This is a genomic window from Nonomuraea sp. NPDC005983, assembly GCF_040614375.1.
Lineage (GTDB): Bacteria > Actinomycetota > Actinomycetes > Streptosporangiales > Streptosporangiaceae > Nonomuraea.
Map to the genome: position 1 here is coordinate 1 of NZ_JBEXUP010000151.1, position 20,856 is coordinate 20,856.

At 70.3% G+C, this 20,856-nt stretch carries 25 protein-coding genes; 9 read left to right on the forward strand and 16 right to left on the reverse strand.

Annotated elements, in window-relative coordinates; genetic code table 11:
* Positions 1–256: 256 nt before the first annotated feature.
* From ABZ297_RS39280 to ABZ297_RS39295, 4 genes are all read right to left on the reverse strand, one after another.
* Complete coding sequence (locus tag ABZ297_RS39280) at positions 257–1,450, reverse strand: Ig-like domain-containing protein (RefSeq protein ID WP_355357106.1); 1,194 nt, start codon at positions 1,448–1,450, stop codon at positions 257–259.
* 140 nt (positions 1,451–1,590) lie between these two features.
* Complete coding sequence (locus ABZ297_RS39285) at positions 1,591–2,004, reverse strand: cytochrome c oxidase subunit 4 (protein WP_355357107.1); 414 nt, start codon at positions 2,002–2,004, stop codon at positions 1,591–1,593.
* Positions 2,004–3,623, reverse strand: coding sequence for a cytochrome c oxidase subunit I (gene ctaD / locus ABZ297_RS39290; RefSeq protein ID WP_355357147.1), 1,620 nt, complete (start codon positions 3,621–3,623; stop codon positions 2,004–2,006). The genes ABZ297_RS39285 and ctaD overlap by 1 nt, the downstream gene beginning before the upstream one ends.
* Before the next feature lie 38 nt (positions 3,624–3,661).
* Positions 3,662–4,456 carry a cytochrome c oxidase subunit II gene (locus tag ABZ297_RS39295; protein ID WP_355357109.1) on the reverse strand — a complete coding sequence of 265 codons (795 nt, stop codon included), beginning with the start codon at positions 4,454–4,456 and terminating at the stop codon, positions 3,662–3,664.
* A 184-nt stretch (positions 4,457–4,640) separates the two neighbouring features.
* Here ABZ297_RS39295 and ABZ297_RS39300 point away from each other — a divergent pair, with 184 nt between their 5' ends.
* The 3 genes from ABZ297_RS39300 to ABZ297_RS39310 are packed head-to-tail and all read left to right on the forward strand — an operon-like array spanning position 4,641 to position 6,510.
* On the forward strand, positions 4,641–5,774 hold the full coding sequence (locus tag ABZ297_RS39300) for an aminotransferase class V-fold PLP-dependent enzyme (RefSeq protein ID WP_355357111.1): 1,134 nt from the start codon (positions 4,641–4,643) through the stop codon (positions 5,772–5,774).
* Complete coding sequence (locus tag ABZ297_RS39305; protein WP_350806415.1) at positions 5,771–6,016, forward strand: sulfurtransferase TusA family protein; 246 nt, start codon at positions 5,771–5,773, stop codon at positions 6,014–6,016. The genes ABZ297_RS39300 and ABZ297_RS39305 overlap by 4 nt, the downstream gene beginning before the upstream one ends.
* 59 nt (positions 6,017–6,075) lie before the next feature.
* Complete coding sequence (locus ABZ297_RS39310) at positions 6,076–6,510, forward strand: CBS domain-containing protein (protein ID WP_355357113.1); 435 nt, start codon at positions 6,076–6,078, stop codon at positions 6,508–6,510.
* A 68-nt stretch (positions 6,511–6,578) separates the two neighbouring features.
* Here the strand turns inward: ABZ297_RS39310 and ABZ297_RS39315 are convergent, their stop codons facing one another.
* Positions 6,579–7,565, reverse strand: a complete 987-nt coding sequence (locus ABZ297_RS39315) for a carbohydrate kinase family protein (RefSeq protein WP_355357115.1) — start codon at positions 7,563–7,565, stop codon at positions 6,579–6,581.
* Positions 7,566–7,655: 90 nt separating this feature from the next.
* On the reverse strand, positions 7,656–8,009 hold the full coding sequence (gene erpA, locus ABZ297_RS39320; protein ID WP_043638338.1) for an iron-sulfur cluster insertion protein ErpA: 354 nt from the start codon (positions 8,007–8,009) through the stop codon (positions 7,656–7,658).
* Between the two features lie 153 nt (positions 8,010–8,162).
* Here erpA and nadA point away from each other — a divergent pair, with 153 nt between their 5' ends.
* Complete coding sequence (nadA, locus tag ABZ297_RS39325) at positions 8,163–9,320, forward strand: quinolinate synthase NadA (protein ID WP_355357117.1); 1,158 nt, start codon at positions 8,163–8,165, stop codon at positions 9,318–9,320.
* Between the two features lie 51 nt (positions 9,321–9,371).
* Here nadA and ABZ297_RS39330 read toward each other — a convergent pair whose 3' ends face one another.
* The 7 genes from ABZ297_RS39330 to ABZ297_RS39360 all read right to left on the reverse strand — a co-directional run bounded on the left by ABZ297_RS39330 (position 9,372) and on the right by ABZ297_RS39360 (position 14,460).
* A complete protein-coding gene (locus tag ABZ297_RS39330) occupies positions 9,372–9,992 on the reverse strand; it encodes an SIMPL domain-containing protein (protein ID WP_355357119.1) in 621 nt (206 codons plus the stop codon).
* Positions 9,993–10,009: 17 nt separating this feature from the next.
* Positions 10,010–10,243 (reverse strand): hypothetical protein, encoded by a 234-nt coding sequence (locus ABZ297_RS39335; protein WP_355357121.1) that lies wholly within the window; start codon positions 10,241–10,243, stop codon positions 10,010–10,012.
* A gap of 143 nt (positions 10,244–10,386) precedes the next feature.
* Positions 10,387–11,736, reverse strand: coding sequence for an alpha/beta fold hydrolase (locus ABZ297_RS39340; protein WP_355357123.1), 1,350 nt, complete (start codon positions 11,734–11,736; stop codon positions 10,387–10,389).
* 186 nt (positions 11,737–11,922) lie between these two features.
* A complete protein-coding gene (locus ABZ297_RS39345; RefSeq protein ID WP_355357125.1) occupies positions 11,923–12,480 on the reverse strand; it encodes a hypothetical protein in 558 nt (185 codons plus the stop codon).
* Between the two features lie 4 nt (positions 12,481–12,484).
* Positions 12,485–13,384: a zinc metalloprotease HtpX gene (gene htpX, locus ABZ297_RS39350; RefSeq protein WP_355357127.1), complete on the reverse strand. Its 900-nt coding sequence runs from the start codon at positions 13,382–13,384 to the stop codon at positions 12,485–12,487.
* Between the two features lie 3 nt (positions 13,385–13,387).
* Positions 13,388–13,666 (reverse strand): hypothetical protein, encoded by a 279-nt coding sequence (locus ABZ297_RS39355; protein ID WP_355357129.1) that lies wholly within the window; start codon positions 13,664–13,666, stop codon positions 13,388–13,390.
* Positions 13,663–14,460, reverse strand: a complete 798-nt coding sequence (locus tag ABZ297_RS39360) for a PspA/IM30 family protein (protein WP_355357131.1) — start codon at positions 14,458–14,460, stop codon at positions 13,663–13,665. The genes ABZ297_RS39355 and ABZ297_RS39360 overlap by 4 nt, the downstream gene beginning before the upstream one ends.
* A 151-nt stretch (positions 14,461–14,611) precedes the next feature.
* On the opposite strand from ABZ297_RS39360, the gene ABZ297_RS39365 reads away from it, so the two are divergent.
* Entirely contained in the window at positions 14,612–15,196 is a 585-nt protein-coding gene (locus tag ABZ297_RS39365) for a DUF3043 domain-containing protein (RefSeq protein WP_355357133.1), read from the forward strand.
* Between the two features lie 4 nt (positions 15,197–15,200).
* Here ABZ297_RS39365 and ABZ297_RS39370 read toward each other — a convergent pair whose 3' ends face one another.
* Positions 15,201–16,232, reverse strand: coding sequence for an SMI1/KNR4 family protein (locus tag ABZ297_RS39370; RefSeq protein WP_355357135.1), 1,032 nt, complete (start codon positions 16,230–16,232; stop codon positions 15,201–15,203).
* 56 nt (positions 16,233–16,288) lie between these two features.
* Here ABZ297_RS39370 and ABZ297_RS39375 point away from each other — a divergent pair, with 56 nt between their 5' ends.
* Positions 16,289–17,287 carry an aldo/keto reductase family protein gene (locus ABZ297_RS39375; protein ID WP_355357137.1) on the forward strand — a complete coding sequence of 333 codons (999 nt, stop codon included), beginning with the start codon at positions 16,289–16,291 and terminating at the stop codon, positions 17,285–17,287.
* Between the two features lie 66 nt (positions 17,288–17,353).
* On the opposite strand, the gene ABZ297_RS39380 is transcribed toward ABZ297_RS39375, so the two are convergent.
* Positions 17,354–17,560 (reverse strand): hypothetical protein, encoded by a 207-nt coding sequence (locus ABZ297_RS39380; RefSeq protein WP_355357139.1) that lies wholly within the window; start codon positions 17,558–17,560, stop codon positions 17,354–17,356.
* A gap of 163 nt (positions 17,561–17,723) precedes the next feature.
* Here ABZ297_RS39380 and ABZ297_RS39385 point away from each other — a divergent pair, with 163 nt between their 5' ends.
* Positions 17,724–18,734 carry a bifunctional adenosylcobinamide kinase/adenosylcobinamide-phosphate guanylyltransferase gene (locus tag ABZ297_RS39385; RefSeq protein WP_355357141.1) on the forward strand — a complete coding sequence of 337 codons (1,011 nt, stop codon included), beginning with the start codon at positions 17,724–17,726 and terminating at the stop codon, positions 18,732–18,734.
* Between the two features lie 17 nt (positions 18,735–18,751).
* On the opposite strand, the gene ABZ297_RS39390 is transcribed toward ABZ297_RS39385, so the two are convergent.
* Positions 18,752–19,552, reverse strand: coding sequence for an ATP-binding cassette domain-containing protein (locus ABZ297_RS39390; RefSeq protein ID WP_355357143.1), 801 nt, complete (start codon positions 19,550–19,552; stop codon positions 18,752–18,754).
* A 58-nt stretch (positions 19,553–19,610) separates the two neighbouring features.
* Here ABZ297_RS39390 and ABZ297_RS39395 point away from each other — a divergent pair, with 58 nt between their 5' ends.
* Positions 19,611–20,312: an aminoglycoside 3'-phosphotransferase gene (locus ABZ297_RS39395; protein WP_355357145.1), complete on the forward strand. Its 702-nt coding sequence runs from the start codon at positions 19,611–19,613 to the stop codon at positions 20,310–20,312.
* A gap of 73 nt (positions 20,313–20,385) precedes the next feature.
* Positions 20,386–20,856 (forward strand): adenosylcobinamide-GDP ribazoletransferase (locus ABZ297_RS39400; protein ID WP_355357149.1); only part of this gene is annotated, 471 nt, incomplete at its 3' end.

Genomic DNA, 20,856 nt, shown 5'->3' on the forward strand with positions numbered 1-20,856 from the left:
TAGCCGCCGCCGGGCTTGAAGTAGTAGTCGTAGAGGTTCCAGTGGACCGAGGGCCAGGCGTTGTTCAGCATCCAGAAGATGGTGCCGAACGTCTGACCCCGCCGCGCCACCCCGCCCCGCCGCCGGCAGGCAGGCAGGGCAGGGCAGCCGACACGGCCCGCGGCCCGGCCGCTTGGCGGTCGATCATGAGGCGGTAGACCGAAGCCCCGCCGGTCGCGAGCCGGTTACAGGACGTCGGTCGCCGTCCGCCGGCCGGTCAGAGGTCGTCGGTGGAAGCGGCCTTGAGCGAGCTCCACTTGAGCCACTCCTTCCAGCTCTCCTGCCAGTGCCCCCACCCGTTGGTGGGCTCCAGCTTCCTGGGCGAGCCGGTGATGATGATCGGGTCCCCGATCAGCGTGTTCTCGATGAACCACGCCGCGTTCTCCGGGCTGACGTTCACGCACCCGTGGCTGACGTTGGAGTTGCCCTGCGACCCCACCGACCAGGGCGCGCTGTGGACGTACTCGCCGCTGTTGGAGATGCGGACGGTGTTGTACACCGTCAGCTGGTAGTACCCGGGCGAGCCCGGCCCGATCCCCGGCGAGACCATCACGGTCACGGGCTCCCTGGACATCGCCAGGTGGATGCCGGACGTCGTGTAGTACTTCCACTCGCCTCCCTGGCCCGCGCTCATCGGCATCGTGCGGACCGTCTTGCCGTCGCGCTTGACCGTCAGGACGTGCTCGTTGGTGCTGCCCCTGGTGATCTGGGAGCGTCCGATCTTGAACTTGAGCGCGAGGTCGCGCTTGCCGTACAGCCCTTCGCCGCCGCGCACGCCCGCCAGCCGGGCGTCCACGCGGACGTCGGTGTGGGCGGGCCAGTACTGCTGCGGCCGGAAGTCGACGTGGCGGTCGTCGAACCAGTGCCAGGCGCCCTGGACCGGCTTGGAGCTGCTGACGGACAGGTTGCGCTCGACGGAGACGCGGTCGGTGATCGGCTGGTTGAAGGTGATCATGACGGGCATGCCCACGCCCACGGTCAGCCCGGTGTCGTCCTTGTTGGGCGTGACGCTTTCGACGTCGAAGGTCTTGGTGGCCTTGACCGTGGTGAACGTGCTCGTGGTCTCCTTCTGCTTGCCGTCGGCGTTCACGGCGACCGTGGTGATCGTATAGGTGGTGCCGGGGGTGGCGGTGCGGCTGCTGCGCCAGCGGGTCCTGTCGGCGCTCAGGACGCCCCGCAGGCCGCCCGCCTTGCTCTCGACCCGGACACTCCGCAGCGTGCCTCCCTGAGCGGCCACGACCACCGTCTGGTCGGTCGGCACGTTCTGGGACTTGTCCAGGGGGGCGACGGTTACCGATGCGTCCGCGAGCGGGACTTTGCCCGTCTCGTTCGCGGAGCTGCTGCTCGTCGAGCACGACGTCAGCAGCGCCAAGAGCAGCAGGCCTCCCGATCCACAAGCGACTCGTCCCACGAGTCCTCCCCAGTCCGAGTTCGAGCTGTTCACTCCCTTATTACCCAGGGTGATCGATTGGCCACATCCGCGACCTGGTAAAGAACGCCAAAAAGCGGGCGACCTCCGGACAGGAGGGCACCCGCTCAGGCAGTACGGCGTTAGTGGGAGAAGTTACCCCGGTAGTACTGGAAGACAAATCCGATCATGGCCATGATGACCGCGAACAGACCGATCAGGAACATCCAGAAGCCGACCACGAACCCGGCGAAGGCGAACGCCGCCGCCAGGCAGAGGAACAGCGGCCACCAGCTGCTCGGGCTGAAGAAGCCGATCTCGCCCGCGCCGTCGCTGATGTCGGCCTGCTTGTTGTCCTCCGGCTGGGCGCCGATGCGGCGCGCCGTGAACATCAGGTAGTAGCCGATCATGAACGCGAAGCCGACCGAGATGGCCATGGCCGTGGTGCCGACCGGCTCACCGTGGCCGGTGGCCGCCTTGGTCCAGAACCAGTAGGCGATGTCGACTCCGGCGAAGAACAGGCCGCACAGCAGGAACAGCCAACCCTGAACCTTCATCAGGCCTCAACCTCCTGAGCGGCCTTGGCGGACACGTGCGGGTACTTCAGGTCGAACGCGGGACGCTCGGACCGGATGGGCGGCAGCTTGGTGAAGTTGTGCCGCGGCGGCGGGCAGGAGGTCGCCCATTCGAGCGAGCCGCCGTACCCCCAGGGGTCGTCGACGGTGACCTTCGGCGCGTTGCGCCAGGTCGTCCAGACGTTGTACGCGAACGGCAGCACCGACAGGCCCAGCACGAACGCGCCGATCGACGAGATCAAGTTCAGGTCGGTGAAGCCGTCGGCCGCGCTGTAGTCGGCGTAGCGACGCGGGAAACCGAGCACGCCCAGCCAGTGCTGTACCAGGAAGGTGGTGTGGAAGCCGATGAACAGCAGCCAGAACTGCACCTTGCCGAGCTTGTCGTTGAGCATCTTGCCGGTGAACTTGGGCCACCAGAAGTAGAAGCCCGCGAACATGGCGAACACCACGGTGCCGAAGACCACGTAGTGGAAGTGCGCGACGACGAAGTAGCTGTCGCTGATCTGGAAGTCGAGCGGCGGCGAGGCCAGGATGACGCCCGTCAGACCGCCCAGGAGGAAGGTGATCAGGAAGCCGATCGAGAACAGCATCGGCGACTCGAACGTGAGATGCCCTCGCCACATCGTGCCGACCCAGTTGAAGAACTTCACACCTGTCGGCACTGCGATGAGGAAGGTCATGAACGAGAAGAACGGTAGCAACACCTGCCCGGTCGGGAACATGTGGTGCGCCCAGACCGTGATCGACAGACCGGCGATCGAGATCGTCGCGCCGACGAGGCTGATGTAGCCGAAGATCGGCTTGCGGCTGAAGACCGGGAGGATCTCGGTCACGATGCCGAAGAACGGCAGCGCGATGATGTACACCTCAGGGTGCCCGAAGAACCAGAACAGGTGCTGCCAGAGCAGCGCGCCACCGGTCTCGGTGCTGAAGATGTGGGTGCCGAGCTTGCGGTCGGCCTCGAGGGCGAGCAGCGCGGCGGCCAGCACCGGGAAGGCCATCAGCACGAGCATGCTGGTCAGCAGCACGTTCCAGGTGAACAGCGGCATGCGGAACATGGTCATGCCGGGTGCGCGCATGCAGATGATCGTGGTGATGAAGTTGACGGAGCCGAGGATCGTGCCCAGGCCCGACAGCGCCAGCCCCATGATCCACAGGTCACCGCCCATGCCCGGCGAGCTGATCGCGCTCGACAGCGGCGTGTAGGCGAACCAGCCGAAGGCGGCCGCGCCGTTGGGGGTGAAGAACCCCGACACGGCGATGATGCTGCCGAACAGGTAGAGCCAGTAGCTGACCATGTTGAGACGCGGGAAGGCCACGTCGGGGGCGCCGATCTGGAGCGGCATCAGTTCGTTGGCGAAGCCGGCGAACAGCGGCGTCGCGAACATCAGCAGCATGATCGTGCCGTGCATGGTGAACAGCTGGTTGAACTGCTCGTTGCTGGTGAACTGGAGCCCCGGCTGGGCCAGCTCAGCCCGCATGATCAGCGCCATGACGCCGCCGATCAGGAAGAAGGCGAACGACGTGATCAGATAGAGGTGCCCAATGATCTTGTGATCAGTGGAGGACAGCCACTTCGCGATCACCTGGCCCTTGGTCATGGGCCTGGCCGTCGTCGTGAGGGGTTCTTGGATGGCGGTCACTGGGGGCTCCCAGCCTGTGCGGAAACGTACTGGTCGTACTCAGCCTGCGGAACGAGCTTCACCGAGAACAGCATGCGGCTGTGGTCGACTCCGCACAGTTCGGCGCAGCGGCCGGCGTAGACGCCGGGCTTGTTGAGCGTGGTGATCTCGAAGTAGCGGCCCTTGTTGTTCGCGGGGATGCCGGGGATGACATCGCGCTTGAACAGGAACGCCGGCACCCAGAAGGAGTGGATGACGTCGGGCGACTCGAGCTCGAACTGCACCTTCTTGCCTACGGGCAGGACCAGCTGGGGGCCCTGGTGGTAGTCGCTCACCGGCTGGCCGACGACCTGCGGCAGCGTCTTGCCGTTGGTCGTGGTGGTGAAACGCCAGCTCCACTGGAACGCCTCGACCTTGACCTTCACGTCGGGGTTCGCCGACAGGTGCTCGAGGTCACGGCTGTCACGCGCGGTGAAGAAGAAGAACACCGACACCATGACGAGCGGGACCAAGGTGTAGAAGATCTCGATCGGCAGGTTGTAGCGCACCTGCGGAGGCAGTTCGGCCCGCGCCCTGCGCTTGACGTGGAAGATGCACGCCCACACGATCAGGACGATGACTACGGCACCCGTGGCGAGTGCGGCGATCCAGGCCCCGTTCCACAGACTCTGGATCGCGTCGCCCTGGGTGGTGACGTGCTCCGGAAGGAGGCCACGAGACCAATCGGCCTTGGGAACGTCACTTGCACACGCCGTGGCAGAGGCCAGCAGCAACGCCAAAGCGGCGGCGCGCGGCACCCTGCGCCGGGCCAACGAACGCCGCGTCGAACGGCGAGTCGGACTCACGGATCGCCTACCCCACAGATGAAGCCCAGGATTCGCTCCTGGGCGCTCGTATTCCAACATGCACAGCTGATTGCAGACACACTAGCGTGAAGGCACCCCGCCCTCCCGCGCGCCCCCTTGATGGCGTGCCGCAAGTGGGACGATAAGAGACGTGGCGTACTTCGACGCGGCCTCGACCGAGCCGCTGCACCCCCAGGCGCGCGAGGCGCTCCTGACGGCGATCGACTCCGGCTGGGCCGACCCCACGAGGCTCTACGGCCAGGCCCGACGCGCCCACCTGCTACTGGAGCAGGCCCGCACGGAGGTGGCCGAGGCGCTCGGCGCGCGCCCTGACGAGGTGTCGTTCACCTCTTCGGGCACGCAGGCGGTGCACCTCGGCGTGCTCGGCACCCTACACGGCAGGAGACGCGCGGGGCACAGGCTGGTCACCGGCGCGGTGGAGCACTCCAGCGTGCTGCACGCCGCCGACGTGCACGAACGCGACGGCGGCACCGTCGAGAAGATCGGGGTGAGCCTGACCGGCCGGGTCGACGCCGGCGCCTTCGCCGCGGCCGTGTCGGCGCAGGGCACGGCCCTGGCCTGCCTGCAGACGGCCAACCACGAGGTCGGCACGCTCCAGCCGGTGGCCGAGGTCGCCGCGGCCTGCCGGGAGCACGGCGTCCCGCTGCTGGTCGACGCGGCGCAGACGGCCGGCAGGATGCCGATCCCGCCCGGCTGGTCGGTGCTGACGGCCAGCGCGCACAAGTGGGGCGGCCCGGCGGGCGTGGGGGTGCTGGCCGTGCGCAAGGGCACGCGGTTCCGCTCGTTCCTGCCGGAGGACGAGCGCGAGCGCCGCAGGGTTCCGGGGTTCGAGAACGTCCCCGCCATCGTCGCGGCGGCGGCCGCCCTGCGCGCGGTGACGGCGGAGGCGGCCCAGGAAGGGGCGAGGCTCAGCGGGCTCGTCGACCGGATCAGGCGGACGGTGCCGGAGATCGTCCCGGACGTGGAGGTGATCGGCGATCCCGTCGAGCGCGCTCCGCACATCGTGACCTTCTCCTGCCTCTACGTCGACGGCGAGGCGCTGCTGACAGAGCTGGACAAGGCCGGTTTCGCGGTATCGTCAGGGAGTTCGTGCACCGCAAGTACGCTTCGTCCATCGCATGTTCTGGAGGCGATGGGCGTGCTCACGCATGGGAATGTCCGGGTCTCGCTGCCCAGGGGCACTTCCGCGGCGGAGGTCGACAGATTCCTCGCCGTGCTGCCCGAGGCGGTGCTGAGGATCCGTCAGGACGCAGGAGTCGCATGACCGAGGTAACCCAGCCGGCACTGACGATCGACGCGCTGGGCAAGAAGTGCCCGATCCCGATCATCATGCTCGCCGAGCAGATCAACTACGTTCCGCTCAACGCGGTGGTCTCCGTCCTGGCCGACGATCCCGCCGCCTACACGGACGTCCCGGCCTGGTGCCGGTTGAAGTCGCACCGGCACGTGGGCTCGTACGAGCTGCCGGGAGGCGGCTGGGCGATCCACGTGAGACGGAACTATTAACCCTTGCCCCCCGGGTAGGAACTCTTCGGACAAAAACCGACTTTCGGGGGGAAGTCACCATGACCAAGGGACACTCGCACGAGACCGCCCGTGACGTGATGCACTCGGGAGCGCAGTGCGTTCCCGCGCACGAGAGCCTGGACCGGGCCGCCCAGATGATGCGCGACAGCAACGTGGGGGCGCTGCCGGTGTGCGACGCCGAGGGCCGGGTCACCGGCATCATCACCGACCGCGACATCGTCATCAGGTGCGTGGCCGAGGGCCACGATCCCGCCAGGGTACGGGCGGGCGACCTGACGACCGGGCTGGTCTGGGTGCCGGCCGACGCGACCGTCGAGGAGGCCCTGTCGCGGATGGAGGAGCACCAGATCAAGCGGCTGCCCGTGATCGACAACGGCCGCATCATCGGCATGATCACCGAGGCCGACCTGGCCATGCACCTGCCGGACGCCCAGCTCGCCGAGTTCATCCACCGGGTCTACGCCAGCGGATGATCGCTGCCCCGCCGCCGGGCGGGGCAGACACCGCCCGGCGTCAGGCCCGTTATCAGGCCCGGTATCGATCAGGCGTGGTGGCAGCGGACGAAGGCCGCGACCTCGTCGGCCGCCTCGGCCCCGTAGGCGCCGGCGAAACGCTCGAGGAAGACGCGCTGGCCGAGCTCGTACTCCTGGCCGCCGACGCGCTCCAGCACGTGGGTGGCGGTCAGGTTGCCGATCTGGCCGCAGCGCTCCAGCGGGAGCCCCCACGCCAGGCCCGACAGGAAGCCGGCGCGGAAGGCGTCGCCGACGCCGGTGGGGTCGGCCTTGCCCCGCTCGGGCGCGGGGGCCACGTTGATGGCCGGCTCGCCCCTGCGGTCGATGACGGCGCCCTTGGGGCCGAGCGTGGTGACGCGGACGCCGACCCGCTGCAGGACCTCCTCGTCGGTCCAGCCGGTCTTCTGCTCGATGAGCCCCTTCTCGTAGTCGTTGGAGAAGAGATAGGCCGCGCCGTCGACCAGCTCGCGGATCTGCTCGTCGCCCATGCGGGCGAGCTGCTGCGACGGGTCGGCGGCGAACGGGATGCCGCGCTGGCGGCACTCGTCGGTGTGGCGCAGCATCGCGTCGGGGTCGTTCGGGCTGATCAGCACCAGGTCGAGGCCGTCGACGCGGTCGGCGACCGGCTGGAGTTCGATCAGGCGGGCCTCGGCCATCGCGCCCGTGTAGAACGAGGCGATCTGGTTGTGGTTCTCGTCAGTGGTGCACAGGAACCGGGCGGTGTGGTGGTTCTCCGAGATGTGCACGGAGCCGCAGTCGACGCCGTGGCGCTCCAGCCAGGAGCGGTAGTCGGCGAAGTCGGTGCCGACGGCGCCCACCAGCACGGGCGACAGGCCGAGACAGCCCATGCCGAACGCGATGTTCGCCGCGCAACCGCCGCGGCGGATCTGCAGGTCGTCGACCAGGAATGACAGCGACACCCGGTCGAGTTGCTCGGCGATCAGCTGATCGCCGAAACTCCCGGGAAAGGTCATCAGGTGGTCGGTCGCGATTGAGCCGGTGACGGCAATGCGCACGGGATTCTTCTTCCTCGTTGTCAGCAGAGCCACACGAGAATACGCCAAGGCCCCGCACGCACAAAGGCGAGCGGGACCTGGGCGTGCCGCCTAGTTGAACGAGTCGCCGCAGGCGCACGAGCCCGTGGCGTTGGGGTTGTCGATCGTGAACCCCTGCTTCTCGATCGTGTCGACGAAGTCGATCGAGGCACCCATCAGGTAGGGGGCGCTCATCCTGTCGGTGACCACGCTGACGCCGCCGAAGTCCGAGACCACGTCGCCGTCCATCGAGCGGTCGTCGAAGAAGAGCTGGTAGCGAAGGCCGGAGCAGCCCCCCGGCTGCACGGCCACGCGCAGCTGCAGGCCCTCTTCGCCCTGCTGCTCCAGCAGGCTCTTGACCTTCGCGGCGGCCGCGTCAGTCAGGATCAGGCCCTGCGCCGTGGTCTCGCTGCTCTCAACCGTCATCTGCTGACTCCCTAACCGGCTGTCTGTTTTCGACGTCCTACTTAGACGCTACCAACACCGGCCCTCTGCCACACATTCCCGTCACCCCCGCCCCCGGAATAAATGCCCCACTTCGTATGTCATCATTAGTCGTCACTTCGACGATAAGGGGGTATGGCCATGGCCACCCAGACTGGGCTGCCGCTCTTCGTCCTCGGCCAGGGCGCGGATCCGCACAGCGAGAAGGGGGTCGACTGCCCCGGCGAGCTGCCGCCCGCCTCCGACCCCGAGCTGGTCGAGCGGGCGCGCAGGGCCAAGGAGGCGCTCGGCGACCGCCTGTTCGTGCTCGGCCACCACTACCAGCGGGACGAGGTCATCCAGTTCGCCGATGTGACGGGCGACTCGTTCAAGCTGGCCCAGCAGGCCGCGGCCCGGCCCGAGGCGGAGTTCGTCGTCTTCTGCGGCGTGCACTTCATGGCCGAGTCGGCGGACATCCTGACCTCCGACCGGCAGAAGGTGATCCTGCCTGACATGGCCGCGGGCTGTTCGATGGCGGACATGGCCACGTTCGACCAGGTCGAGGAGTGCTGGGAGGCGCTGGAGGACGCGGGCCTCGCCGATCAGGTGATTCCTGTCACGTACATGAACTCCAGCGCTGACATCAAGGCCTTCTGCGGCAGGAACGGCGGCGCCGTCTGCACGTCCTCGAACGCCAGGAAGGCTCTGGAGTGGGCCTTCGAGCAGGGCGAGAAGGTGCTGTTCCTGCCCGACCAGCATCTCGGGCGCAACACCGCGGTCCTGGAGATGGGCATGTCGCTCGACGACTGCGTGGTGTGGAACCCGCACCGCCCCAACGGCGGCCTCACCCAGGAGCAGCTCGAACGCGCCAGGATGATCCTGTGGAAGGGCCACTGCTCGGTGCACGGCCGGTTCACCGCCGACTCCGTCGACGACGTACGCGCCCGCATCCCCGGCGTCAACGTGCTCGTCCACCCCGAGTGCAGGCACGAGGTGGTGCTCAAGGCCGACCACATCGGCTCCACCGAGCACATCATCAGGACCCTCGAGGCGGCGCCCGCCGGTTCGAGCTGGGCGATCGGCACCGAGCTGAACCTGGTCAAGCGCCTGGCCCGGCTCTTCCCCGACAAGAACGTCTCGTTCCTGGACAGGACGGTCTGCTACTGCTCGACGATGAACCGGATCGACCTGCCGCACCTGGTGTGGGCGCTGGAGTCGCTGGTGCTCGGCGAGGTCGTCAACCAGATCACGGTCGACGAGGGCACCGCCCACTGGGCCCGGGTCGCCCTCGACCGCATGCTCGCGCTGCCCTGACCGGCCGCCCGGGCCGGGGCCGACGCAACCGGTCACCGGGCCGCGCCGCGGTCAGAGGTCGCCGAACGCGTACACCACCCGGACGCCGGCCGACAGGGTCTGGCGTCCGGGACTGACCGACGTCCTCTCCTCCGCGGCCAGCGTGGCGTACGCCATCGGCTGCGGGCCGCCCCTCGCCTCCTCGGTCACCGAGACGACACGGCCGAGAGGACGTCCGGCCAGCTCCGCGTACTGCGCGGCCTTGGCGGCGGCGTCGCGGAAGGCCCTGGCCCTGGCCTGCTCCAGCGCCTTCCCCGGCGCGGACAGCTCGAAGGCCACGCCGCTGAGCCTGGCCTCCTCGCCCACCCCGGCGACGACGTCGATCACCCTGTCGGCCTGTGACAGGTCGCGCACCAGCGCCTCCACCCCCTGCGCCGCCCGGTAGGCCGCGACCTTCGGATACGCCTCATACTCGGGCCCCAGCGACAGCTCGCTGGTGCGCAGGTCCTCGTCGGCGATCCCGGCCCCGCGCAGCGCGCGCACCAGCCTCGCGGCGGCGTCCCTGGCCGCGGTGAACGCCTCCGCGGCCGTCCCCCTGCGCACCTCGACTCCCGCGCTCAGCCGCATCACGTCGGGGGCGGCCTCGACCGCGCCCTCGCCGACGACGGAGATCCGCTGCTGTTCCGTGTCCACGTGCGCCTCCTCAGCGGTCAGGGCGTTCCCCTGGTGTAGCGGAAGCCCATCTTGTCGAACTCGGCCGGTTTCGACGCGGTCGCCACCACCGGCCCGGCCTGGCCGCGCAGATCGACCACGACGGCCTCGTACCCCACCCAGGGGCCGACCGAGCGGCCGTCGGCGTCCCAGAAGAAGCGCCACTCGCCCGCGCCCTTCACGGACCCCTGCCCGCCCTCGCCCAGCCGCTCGGTCAGGGTGTAACTCCCCACCGACTCGGGACCCCCTGGCCGAAGGGCCGCGAGGTCCGCCATTACAAACCCCCATAAATGGCTTCTTTTCGCCATTCTGGTGGCTCGCGACGGTCGGCGTCAGCTCTTCCCCCAGGCCCCCGGAGACCTCCCTGAGTGCGTTGTCAGATCACCGCCGCGATGATCGAGTCGGGATCGTCGAGCTGGACGTGGTGGCCGCAGTCGGGCAGCCGGATGTACTTCGCGTCCAGCTCGCTCGCCAGCCGCTCATGGCAGTGGGACCTGCGACCCGCGCTGATCACCGTCACCGGCACGTCGGGAAAGGCGTGGACGGCCCTGATGCGGCGCAGCTCGGCGGCCATGTCGCGGCAGGAGAGCCACTCCCCCGCGACGCCGGCCAGCACCCGCCCCTTGCGGAAGGCGCCCTCCCTGTCGGGCGCCCCCGTGAGCAGCCGGTACGCGGCCGGGCCCGCGACCCGGGCCAGCGCCGCCGCGCCCCATGTGCCGCCGAGCGCGGGCAGCCACGCGACGATCGCCCTTCTCGAGGTGGCGGGCCCGCGCCGGTCCGCGCAGGCGGGCTCGACCAGGACGAGCCTGGAGACACGCAGCGGGTGCAGCCTGGCGAACGCCTCAGCGTGCCAGGCGGCCATCGCGTGGGCGACCACCGTGACCTGTTCGGGGTGCGCGGGCGCCAGCGCGGCCAGCCTGGCCGCCTCGTCGTACAGGGTGGGCGGCTCGGGCGAGGGCGAGCTGAGCCCCGTCCCCGGACGGTCGAACCGGACGACCCGGTGGCTGCGGGCCAGGCCGTCGGCCACCCGGTCCCACGGAGACCAGGCTCCTGCCAGGCCGGGGCTGATGATCACCGCGGGGCCCGAGCCCTGCTCCCGCACGTGCAGTCTGCCCGTCCTGACCGGATCGTCCAGCAAAAGCAGCCGGAGCGCGACGTACACCAGCCAGATCGCGACCAGCGTCACCTGCGCACGGTCGGCCAGCCCCGCCAGGTGGCCCACCGCGGCGGCGAGCGGCACGGCGGGAGTGACGGCCAGCGTCAGGCCCGTGATGACCCAGGCCACCCGCGCGCGCCAGCGCAGGCTGAGGAGCACCATGGCGGCCAGCACGACCGCCGTGGCCAGCGTGCCCGCCGCCAGGTGCAGGTAGTGCGCCGACGACAACTCGCCGAATCCGCAGACGGGGTCGCTGAGCGCGGCACAGTCGAGCGGGAACAGGTTCTGCGCGCCCGTCAGGACGGCGAAGCCGGCCAGCGCGAGCCAGCCCTGCCACCCGCGCCGCGTCCTGGGGGCCAGCGCCACCCCGGCCAGGCAGGCCAGCCCCGAGAAGCCGCCGCTGACCCGGAACAGGTGCGTCCAGGGCTGGTCGCCGGCCGCCAGCTCGCTGACGAAGCCCTCGGTCCTGTCGACCTCGGGAGTCGTGAACTGGCCCGTGACCCACGCGCTGTACAGGACGGCCCCCACGATGAACGCAGAAGCCGCAAGTACGAACAACCTTCGCTCCACGTGAGCATTAGAACACTCTGCGCATTCGTCACATTACAGCGGCCCAGAGGAGAGGCGAAAGGTCCCGCCCCAGAGGGGCCCACGGCCGGGAAGGCGCAACGTCTCAGACGGGGAGGGAGGTGCGGACGCCCGGATCGGGAGGCGTGGACGCCCGGATGAGGGGCGCGGACGCCCGGGTGGGAGGGCTTAGAGGCCGGGGGCGCCCCAGACGGGGAACCAGCGGCTGAGGTCCTGCTCCAGCGGCAACTCGCCCTCCAGTGCCCCCCTGGCCTGCAGCTCCAGCGCGTTGTCGCGGCGCTGGCCCGGCAGCGGCCCGAACGGGTAGAAGGTGCCCCGCTTGTACAGGTAGACCACCGCCAGCCGCCGCCCCTTGTCGTCGGCGAACGACACCAGCGAGCACAGCAGCGACGGCCCGAACCCCTCGCCCTCCAGCGAGGAGTTGACCGCGTGCAGCTCGGTGACCAGATCGCCGAGCGCGTCGGGCGAGCGGCGCACCAGCAGCCAGGTGTAGCCGTACTCGTCGGACGACTCCTCCACCCGCTCGCCCAGCAACGCCTTGACGTCCCGCTCCAGGGTGGCGAACGCGCCGCCTTCCGCGGCCCGGAACGCGACGGAGCCGAGGCCGGTGGGGACGAGCCCGGTCGCGGCCTGCAGCGTCACGGCGGCGGACGGCAGCGCGAACAGCGCGTCGAGGTTGGGTTTGACCGGCTTCGACCGGCCGAGGAGGGCGTCGAGCCAGCCCATGCGGTCAGCCCCTTCCGAGCTGGGCGGAGATCTTCGCCAGCTGCTCGAGCCGGCGTTCGAGCGACGGGTGGGTGGAGAACAGATTCGCCAGTGACTCGCCCTTGGCCAGCGCCGGGGCGAAGTAGAAGGCGTTGAACGGCGCCGCCTCGCGCAGGTCCTGGGTCGGGATCCTGGCCATGTCGCCGGAGATCTTCGTCAAGGCGCTGGCCAGCGCCGATGGCCGCTGCGTGAGCAGCGCCCCGGCCCGGTCGGCGGCCAGTTCGCGGTAGCGCGACAGCGCTCGGGTGAGCAGGAAGCTGATCGCGTACACCACGATCGAGACCAGCATGATGATCAGCCCGACCGGCACGCCGCCGGTGTTGTTGTCGCGGCTGCGGCCCAGACCGGTGTACAGCGCGAACCTCGTCATCAGGCCGGCCACGATGCCGAGGAACGAGGCGATGGTCATGACCGCGACGTCGCGGTGGGCGACGTGCGACAGCTCGTGGGCCAGCACGCCCTCCAGCTCCTGGGGCTCCAGGCGGCGCAGGATACCGGTCGTCACGCAGACGACCGACTTCTTCTGGTTGCGGCCGGTGGCGAACGCGTTGGGGACGTCGGAATCCGCGATCGCCACCCGTGGCTTGGGCATGTCGGCCAGCGCGCACAGCCGGTCGATCAGACCGTGCAGCTCGGGGGCCTCCTGCGGCGAGACCTCCCGCCCGCCCATCGCGAACAGCGCGATGCGGTCGGACAGGAAGTACTGCGCGAACAGCAGGACCCCCGCGATCACCAGCACGGTCACCGCCTGCACGCCCAGGCTGATCAGGACGCCGACGAAGGCCACGTACAGCAGCCCGAGCAGGAACATCGTCACGACCATGCGGCTGGTGAGGCCGTGGTCGGACGCGAACCGGGTGCCCACGGTCTAGCCCGGGATGAGGCCCTGGTCGCCCAGCATCTCCCGGACCTCCTCGATCGAGGCGTCCGCGGGGGGAAGGATCAGCTCTGACGGCTCAAGGCTGTCGTCGGGAAGCGCCTTGCCCACCTGGCGCACCTTGTCGAGCAGCGCGTGCAACTTGACGCGGAAGGCGGCCTCGTCGTCGGACTCGATCGCCGACTCGAGCTCGCTGTCGAGCTCGTTGAGCACGGCGATGTCGTCGGCCGAGATCTCGACCTGCCCCTCGCCCATGATCCGGACAATCATGCGCCCTCCCCCGGCTGGCGTAGCTGCTGGGTCTGCTGCGGCTGAGCCTGCTGCTGCGGCTGGCCCTGCTCGATCGCGCTCTTCGGCGCGGGACCCTGGCCGAGCTCGGCCTTCATCCGGGCCAGCTCCAGCTCGACGTCCATGCCGCCGCCCATGCGGTCGAGCTCGGCCTGGATGTCGTCGCCACGGGTGCCGCTGAAGTCGTCGAGCGCGCCGCTGGCGAGCAGCTCGTCGATGGCGCCGGCGCGGGCCTGCATCTGCGCGGTCTTGTCCTCGGCGCGCTGGATCGCGAGGCCGACGTCGCCCATCTCCTCGGAGATGCCGGAGAAGGCCTCGTTGATGCGCGTCTGCGCCTCGGCGGCGGTGTACGTCGCCTTGATCGTCTCCTTCTTCGTACGGAACGAGTCGACCTTGGCCTGCAGCCGCTGGGAAGCCGTGGTGAGCTTCTCCTCCTCGGCCTGCAGGTTGTCATGCTGGATCTTCAGATCGGCCATCTGCGTCTGCAGGTTCGAGCGTCGCTGCAGGGCCTCGCGGGCGAGGTCCTCGCGGCCGACGGACAGCGCCTTGCGGCCCTGGTCCTCGAGCCGCTTGGCCTGCTGCTCGATGCCGTTGATCTGCAGCTCCACCCGCTTACGCGAGGTCGCCACGTCCGCCACGCCCCTGCGCACCTTCTGCAGCAGCTCGAGCTGCCGCTGATAGGAGTAGTCAAGGGTCTCGCGCGGATCCTCCATCTTGTCCAGGGCCTTGTTGGCCTTGGACTTGAAGATCATTGAAAGTCTCTTCATCACGCTCATGCGCGTCGGCCGTCCCCTTCTAGGTCGTGCTGGTGTTCACCCAAGGCATCACAGCCACCTTGGGATTACCCTACGCATAACGCACGGGGGCGTCACTAAGTTGCAGTCCAGGTAGGGTTGACGCGTGTTGCGACGCCGTTCCCAAACATCCGTGGACGACACCCCCGTCCCCGTTGACGATCCTAAGCCCCAGGGTAAGGGTCGTCCCACACCCAAGCGCCGGGATGCCGAAGGCAGGCGGCGCCAGCCCGTCACCGCGCCCAAGGACCGCAAAGAGGCGTACCAGCAGGCCAAGGTCAGGCAGGCGGCCGAGCGCGAGCGCGCTCGCAAGGGCATGCTCGCCGGTGACGAGCGGTACTTCCCCGCCCGCGACAAGGGCCCGGCGCGCAAGTTCGCGCGCGACTGGGTCGACTCCAGGCGGCTGCCGAGCCAGTACTTCCTTCCCTTCTCGCTACTCATCCTGCTCGCCACCTGGGTGCCGTGGCCGGCCGACATCCGCCCGATCGTGCTCAGCTACGTGATCACGATCGGCTGGCCGATCATGATGATCGGCGTGCTGTTCACCTCGGTCTACGTGGCCTGGCGGGTGAAGAAGCTGGTGGCGGAGAAGCACCCGAACGAGAGCCTGCGGGGTGTGGGATTCTACGCGGCGATGCGCGCCCTGCAGATCCGCAAGCTGCGCTTCCCCCCGCCCGCCGTGCTGCCGGGCGGCAAGCCGGTGCCGCCGAAGAAGTAGCCGCTCAGCAGCCCGCCTTGTACGCCTCGTCGAGGTCGGCGTCCGTCCAGCGCAACATCCCGTGCTCGACCAGAGGCCGGGCCCCGCAGACGGGCCCGCCTCGCTCGAGGGCGTCGGCGACCGCGCGCATCAGCGCGTAGTACGACGGCATGCGGCGGAAGGCCATGCCGGAGACCGTGTCGTCCCAGCCGACGTCGCCCACGGCGGAGTCGATCAGGGCGTACTCCATCTCCTCCCCCTGGCGTTCCTGGAAGGAGAGGAACGGGATCATCCGGCCGTTCCACGCTTCGCCCCGCGGATCCGGCCCCGTGTCAGTGGGGAAGCTCCGGCACAGGTGCCGCCAGGTGTCCCTGATCTCGCGGACGCCGAGGTTGCCGGCGCCGTCGTGCCAGGGGGCGAAGCCGAACGCGCGGGCCCCGTTGTGGCGCAGCAGCGAGGCGCGCAGGTCGTCGGGGAAGCGCACGCCCATCTGCGACTCGGCGACGGCGATCGTCCTGGCCCTGCCGGGCCGGCCGAGCGTGGCGTAGCTGCGCGGCGCGTGCGACTTCAGCCAGCGTTCTACACGCCGCCACTGACGGTCGACCGCGCGCTTGACCTTCGGGTCCAGCGGCCGGACCGCGACGGGGCGCCGTTCCGGGCGGCAGTTCGGGTCGGGAACCTCCGGCGGCGGTGTCCACCCGACGGCGGGAGGCGTGGCGGTGCTGGTGGCGGCCGCGGCCGACCGTCTCACCGCGTCGCGGGCCTGCTGTCCGAGCGGGTCCTCCTCCCGCTCGTGGCCGGGCGTCCAGGTGAGGGCGAAGACCCCGAAGACGATCGCGACCAGCGCGCCCACGCCTAACAGGGCCGGCGTGGGCCGCGACTTCCCGCGCACCGCGTAACGGGCCCGCTCCGCCCGCGTCGGGCGGCCCAGGATCGGCTCGGGGCCGTGCGGCCGCGGCTCCGCTTCCGTCGCGGCCCTGCGGGCACGGCGGCGCAGCCGTACCGCGATCGCGGTCAGGACGGCCGCCGTCAGCGCCCCCCGTACGAGCTTCAGCACGTCGCGCACCCTATCCCGAATCGGACCGATCCCCGCGACGGCCTAAGGTCGGGTACATGGAATTCCGTCACCTCGGCCGTAGCGGTCTCATGGTCAGCGAGATCAGCTACGGCAACTGGCTCACCCACGGCTCCCAGGTCGAGGAGGATGCCGCCAAGCAGTGCGTGCAGGCCGCCCTCGACGAGGGGATCACCACCTTCGACACGGCGGACGTCTACGCCGCCACCAAGGCCGAGGAGGTGCTCGGCCGCGCGCTCAAGGGCGTCAGGCGCGAGTCGCTGGAGATCTTCACCAAGGTCTACTGGCCGACCGGTTCCGGGCCGAACGACCGCGGCCTGTCGCGCAAGCACATCACCGAGTCCATCCACGGCTCGCTGCGCCGCCTGCAGACCGACTACGTCGACCTGTACCAGGCCCACCGCTTCGACTACGAGACTCCGCTGGAGGAGACGCTCAAGACGTTCGACGACCTCGTCCGGCAGGGCAAGGTCCTCTACGTCGGCGTCAGCGAGTGGAGCGCCGACCAGATCGCCCAGGCGCTGAAGATCGCCGACGAGATGGGCTTCGACCGGATCGTGTCCAACCAGCCGCAGTACTCGATGCTGTGGCGAGTCATCGAGCCGGAGATCGTGCCGCTGAGCGAGCGGGAGGGCGTCAGCCAGATCGTCTGGTCGCCGATCGCGCAGGGCGTCCTGACCGGCAAGTACCTGCCGGGCCAGCAGCCGCCCGCGGGCTCCAGGGCCACCGACCCGGGCGGCAGCGGCATGATCGCCCGCTTCATGGACGACGAGGTCCTCACCAAGGTTCAGGAGCTCAAGCCGATCGCCGCCGACCTGGGGCTGAGCATGGCCCAGCTGGCGGTGGCCTGGGTGCTGCAGAACCCGAACGTCGCCAGCGCCATCGTCGGCGCGACGCGTCCCGAGCAGGTGCGCGACAACGTGAAGGCGGCGGGCGTCAAGCTGGAGCCGGAGGTGCTGGAGCGGATCGACGGCGTGCTCGGCTCGCTCGTGGAGCGCGACCCGTCCAGGACGGCCAGCCCGGCGAAGCGCCCGTAACCACCCCGGGCACCAGAAACCCCTTGAGCCGTGACGGCGCTCAAGGGGTTTTCGCCTCTCCGGACCTCACTCCGGGCGCAATGACAACCCGGTGTACTCCACCCGGTCCTCCTCCAGCAAGGCCACCCGCTCGACCCCGGAATCCAGCAGTTCACGCCAGTTCTCGCCCAGCCAGGACTCCGCGTCGGCCTGGCTGGGAAAGACCTCTCGCGGCAACGGACGATCGGTCACCTCGGCACCGTTCGCATTCTCAAAACGCCACCGCCATGTCATGCCATACGCTCCTTCTCCGCAGCTTCGCCGACGCGCCCTCCGACGGCACTGGAACCCTACTCCCGAGCTCGGAGGTCAATCGATGCTGCGCGCACATCGTGTTGCGGCGTCAACCCCCGGGGCCGCCGCCCCGTTCGCCTCCGGGGTTTGTACGCTCTGCCCGGTGAAGGTCTTTCTCGCCGGGACGGCGGGCGACGGCGGGTGGCCGGAGACGGGGTGCCGGTGCGCCTCGTGCGGGCGGCTGCCGTCCCAGCACCGGCGTCCGTTCGAGCTGGTCGTCGACGGTGTGGTGCGGCGGTTCCCCTTTCACCGGGTGCCTGACGGGTATCTGGCGTTCGCCCGCGGCTACGGGCTGGCGGGGCCTGACGGGCGGCGGCTGCTGTGCGTGCCGTCCGGGGCGTCCGTCCCCGCGGAGGGAGCCGGGCCGTGCGACGTCGTGCTCATCGACCTGCTCGACCGGCCGGAGCGGCTCGGGCTGCTGCGGCGGGCGGGCGTCGTCACCGGCGTCACCCAGGTGGTCGCGGTCGGGCTGGACCACCGGGTCCGGTCCGAGGACGAGCTGGTCCGGCGCCTCGGGCTGTGGGGCGCCAGGGCCGTCCCGGACGGGACCACGATCGACACCGCGCAACCGCCGCCACCGCCCGCCGGACAGGCTCGCCGGTCGCTGGTCCTGGGCGGATCGCGGTCGGGCAAGTCCGCCGAGGCGGAGCTGCGGCTGGCCGCCGAGCCGCACGTCACCTACGTCGCCACCGGACCCACCACCGGGCCCAGCGGCGACGGGGAGTGGGCGGCGCGGGTGGCCGCGCACCGGGACCGCAGGCCCGCGCACTGGACGACGCTGGAGACGACCGACCTGGCGGCGGCGATCCGCGCGGCCACCGCGCCCCTGCTGGTGGACGGCCTGGGCACCTGGCTGGCGGCCGTCTTCGACGAGCACGGCGCCTGGGACGGCGACCGCGCCCCGGTGGAGGCCCGCTGTGACGAGTTGGTCGCGGCGTGGCGCGGCGCCGCCCAGCGGATCGTGGCCGTGTCGGACGAGGTCGGCATGGGCGTGGTGCCCGCCACATCCAGCGGACGTGCTTTCAGAGACGCCCTCGGCCGCCTCAACGAACGCCTGGCGGCCGAGTCGGAGGACGTCTGCGTGGTGATCGCGGGACGCCTCCTCCCCCTCTGAGGCCCGCGCTGACGGTGTCAGGAGCGGACGGCGCGGGCGTACCAGCGGCCGTCCAGGCGGTCCACGTGAAGGGGGCGGCCGTAGCAGTCGGACAGGTTGGCCGGCGTGAGGACCTCCGCGACCGGCCCCGCCGCCAGGACGCGGCCGTCGCGCAGCAACATGGCGTGGGTCGTCGTCGAGGGGACCTCCTCCAGGTGGTGGGTGGCCGTCACGGTCGTCAGCACCGGGCGGGTCGCGGCGAGGTCCTCCACCGCCTCGACGAGGTCCTCGCGGGCGGGGAGGTCGAGCCCGGCGAACGGCTCGTCGAGCAGGAGCAGCGCGGGGTCGCCCATGAGGGCCCTGGCGATCCTGATCCGGGCCCGCTCGCCCTGGGAGCACACCTGGAACGGACGGTCGGCGAGGTCCTTGCAGCCGAGGTCCGCCAGGAGCCGGAGCGCGCGTTCCCGCTCGGGCTCGCCGTACCTGTCCCAGAGTGGCGCGCTCGTGCCCGTGTGGCCGGTGAGGACCACCGTGTGGGCCGTCGCGCCCTCCTCTTCCAGCAGTTGCTCGTCGATGAGCCGCTGGCTGGCCGCCACGAGGCCGATGTGGCGGCGCAGGGCGCGCACGTCCACCCGGCCGAGGCGGTGGCCGAGGACGCTGACCGTGCCCTCGCTGGGGTGCCGGACGGCGGCGGCCAGCGACAGCAGCGTCGTCTTGCCCGCGCCGTTGGGACCGAGGAGCGCCCAGTGCTCGCCGTACTCCACCCGCCAGTCGACTCCGCTGAGGAGTGTCCTGCCGACGACCCGGACTCCTACGCCTTCGAGTTGAACCACGTGCATCCGGCCACCCTAGTGGGCTGCCATAGGATCGACCGTTATGCGACTTCCCGGGCGGATCTTGGACCTGTTTGGAGAGGATGCCATCTGGTCGGACGACCACGAGGGCCTCAGTGGCGAGACCCTGCGCGTCACCTCGCCGTCGAACGTGTTCTACATCAAGCAGGGGCCGCTGGCACGGGCGGAGCACGAGCGGCTGCGCTGGCTGGAGCGCTGGGCCAAGGTGCCCCCCGTCGTGGCGTTCGACGGTGACGCGCTGGTGCTGGAGGACGTCGGCTGGCGCAGCCTGGAGCGGGAGAGCGCGTCCCCACGGGCCGGGACGGTCATGGGTGAGGCGCTGCGCGCCCTGCACGGCGTCCCGGTGCGCGAGTGCCCGTTCGACGCGCGCCTGGACGTCAGGCTGCCCCAGGCCCGCGAGCGGGTCCGCGCCGGGCTGGTGGACGCGGGCGACTTCGACGACGACCACGCCGGGCTCACCCCCGAGCAGGTCTACGAGCGACTGGTCGCCGCGCGCCCCGCCGAGGAGGACCTGGTCGTCACGCACGGCGACTTCACGCCCGGGAACGTGCTCGCGCCGCTGACCGGCGATCCCGTGCTGATCGACGTGAGCGCGCTCGGCGTGGCCGACCGGTACACGGACCTGTCCATCGCGCTGCGCGAGCTGGAAGGCCCGGCCGTCGCGAGCTTCCTGGACGCCTACGGCCTCCCCGAGCCCGACCGACGCCGCCTGGACTACTACCGGCTCCTGGACGAGCTGTTCTGACGGATCGGGGCCTTGCTATGGGCGGCGTGAGGGGCGGCGCGTCGTGACGCACGGGGCCCGCTTCGCGCTCGGCATGCTCACCGTCTTCCCGGTGCGGGTGACGCGGGTCGATCGCGACGTCGTGGGGCAGGCGATGGTGCTGGCCCCGGCCGTGGGGCTGGTGCTGGGCGCGCTGGCGGGGCTGGCGCTGCTGCTGCCGGGTCCGCCGCTGCTGGGCGCGGGCCTGGCGCTCGGCTCGCTGGCCGTGCTGACCCGTGGCCTGCATCTGGACGGGCTCGCGGACCTGGCAGACGGCCTGGGAAGCGGCAAGCCCGCCGCTCAGGCGCTCGACATCATGAAAAAGTCGGACATCGGGCCGTTCGGCGTGATGACGATGGTGTTCACGCTGCTCATCCAGGCGGGCGCGCTGTCGGCGACGGGCTGGCACGCCCTGGTGACCGCCTGCGTGACCGGCCGCCTGGCTCTCGCCTGGGCCTGCCGGTCCGGCGTCCCCGCCGCCCGCCCCGACGGCCTGGGCGCGCTCGCGGCCGGGACGGTGCGTCCG

What these genes read in the sequence shown, in the direction of transcription:
- ABZ297_RS39285 (WP_355357107.1), bottom strand. Translation starts at nt 2,004, where the DNA reads ATGAAGGTTCAGGGTTGGCTGTTCCTGCTGTGCGGCCTGTTCTTCGCC.
- ctaD (WP_355357147.1), bottom strand. Translation starts at nt 3,623, where the DNA reads ATGACCAAGGGCCAGGTGATCGCGAAGTGGCTGTCCTCCACTGATCAC.
- ABZ297_RS39305 (WP_350806415.1), top strand. Translation starts at nt 5,771, where the DNA reads ATGACCGAGGTAACCCAGCCGGCACTGACGATCGACGCGCTGGGCAAG.
- ABZ297_RS39310 (WP_355357113.1), top strand. Translation starts at nt 6,076, where the DNA reads ATGACCAAGGGACACTCGCACGAGACCGCCCGTGACGTGATGCACTCG.
- erpA (WP_043638338.1), bottom strand. Translation starts at nt 8,009, where the DNA reads ATGACGGTTGAGAGCAGCGAGACCACGGCGCAGGGCCTGATCCTGACT.
- nadA (WP_355357117.1), top strand. Translation starts at nt 8,163, where the DNA reads ATGGCCATGGCCACCCAGACTGGGCTGCCGCTCTTCGTCCTCGGCCAG.
- ABZ297_RS39345 (WP_355357125.1), bottom strand. Translation starts at nt 12,480, where the DNA reads ATGGGCTGGCTCGACGCCCTCCTCGGCCGGTCGAAGCCGGTCAAACCC.
- ABZ297_RS39355 (WP_355357129.1), bottom strand. Translation starts at nt 13,666, where the DNA reads ATGATTGTCCGGATCATGGGCGAGGGGCAGGTCGAGATCTCGGCCGAC.
- ABZ297_RS39360 (WP_355357131.1), bottom strand. Translation starts at nt 14,460, where the DNA reads ATGAGCGTGATGAAGAGACTTTCAATGATCTTCAAGTCCAAGGCCAAC.
- ABZ297_RS39375 (WP_355357137.1), top strand. Translation starts at nt 16,289, where the DNA reads ATGGAATTCCGTCACCTCGGCCGTAGCGGTCTCATGGTCAGCGAGATC.
- ABZ297_RS39380 (WP_355357139.1), bottom strand. Translation starts at nt 17,560, where the DNA reads ATGACATGGCGGTGGCGTTTTGAGAATGCGAACGGTGCCGAGGTGACC.
- ABZ297_RS39390 (WP_355357143.1), bottom strand. Translation starts at nt 19,552, where the DNA reads ATGCACGTGGTTCAACTCGAAGGCGTAGGAGTCCGGGTCGTCGGCAGG.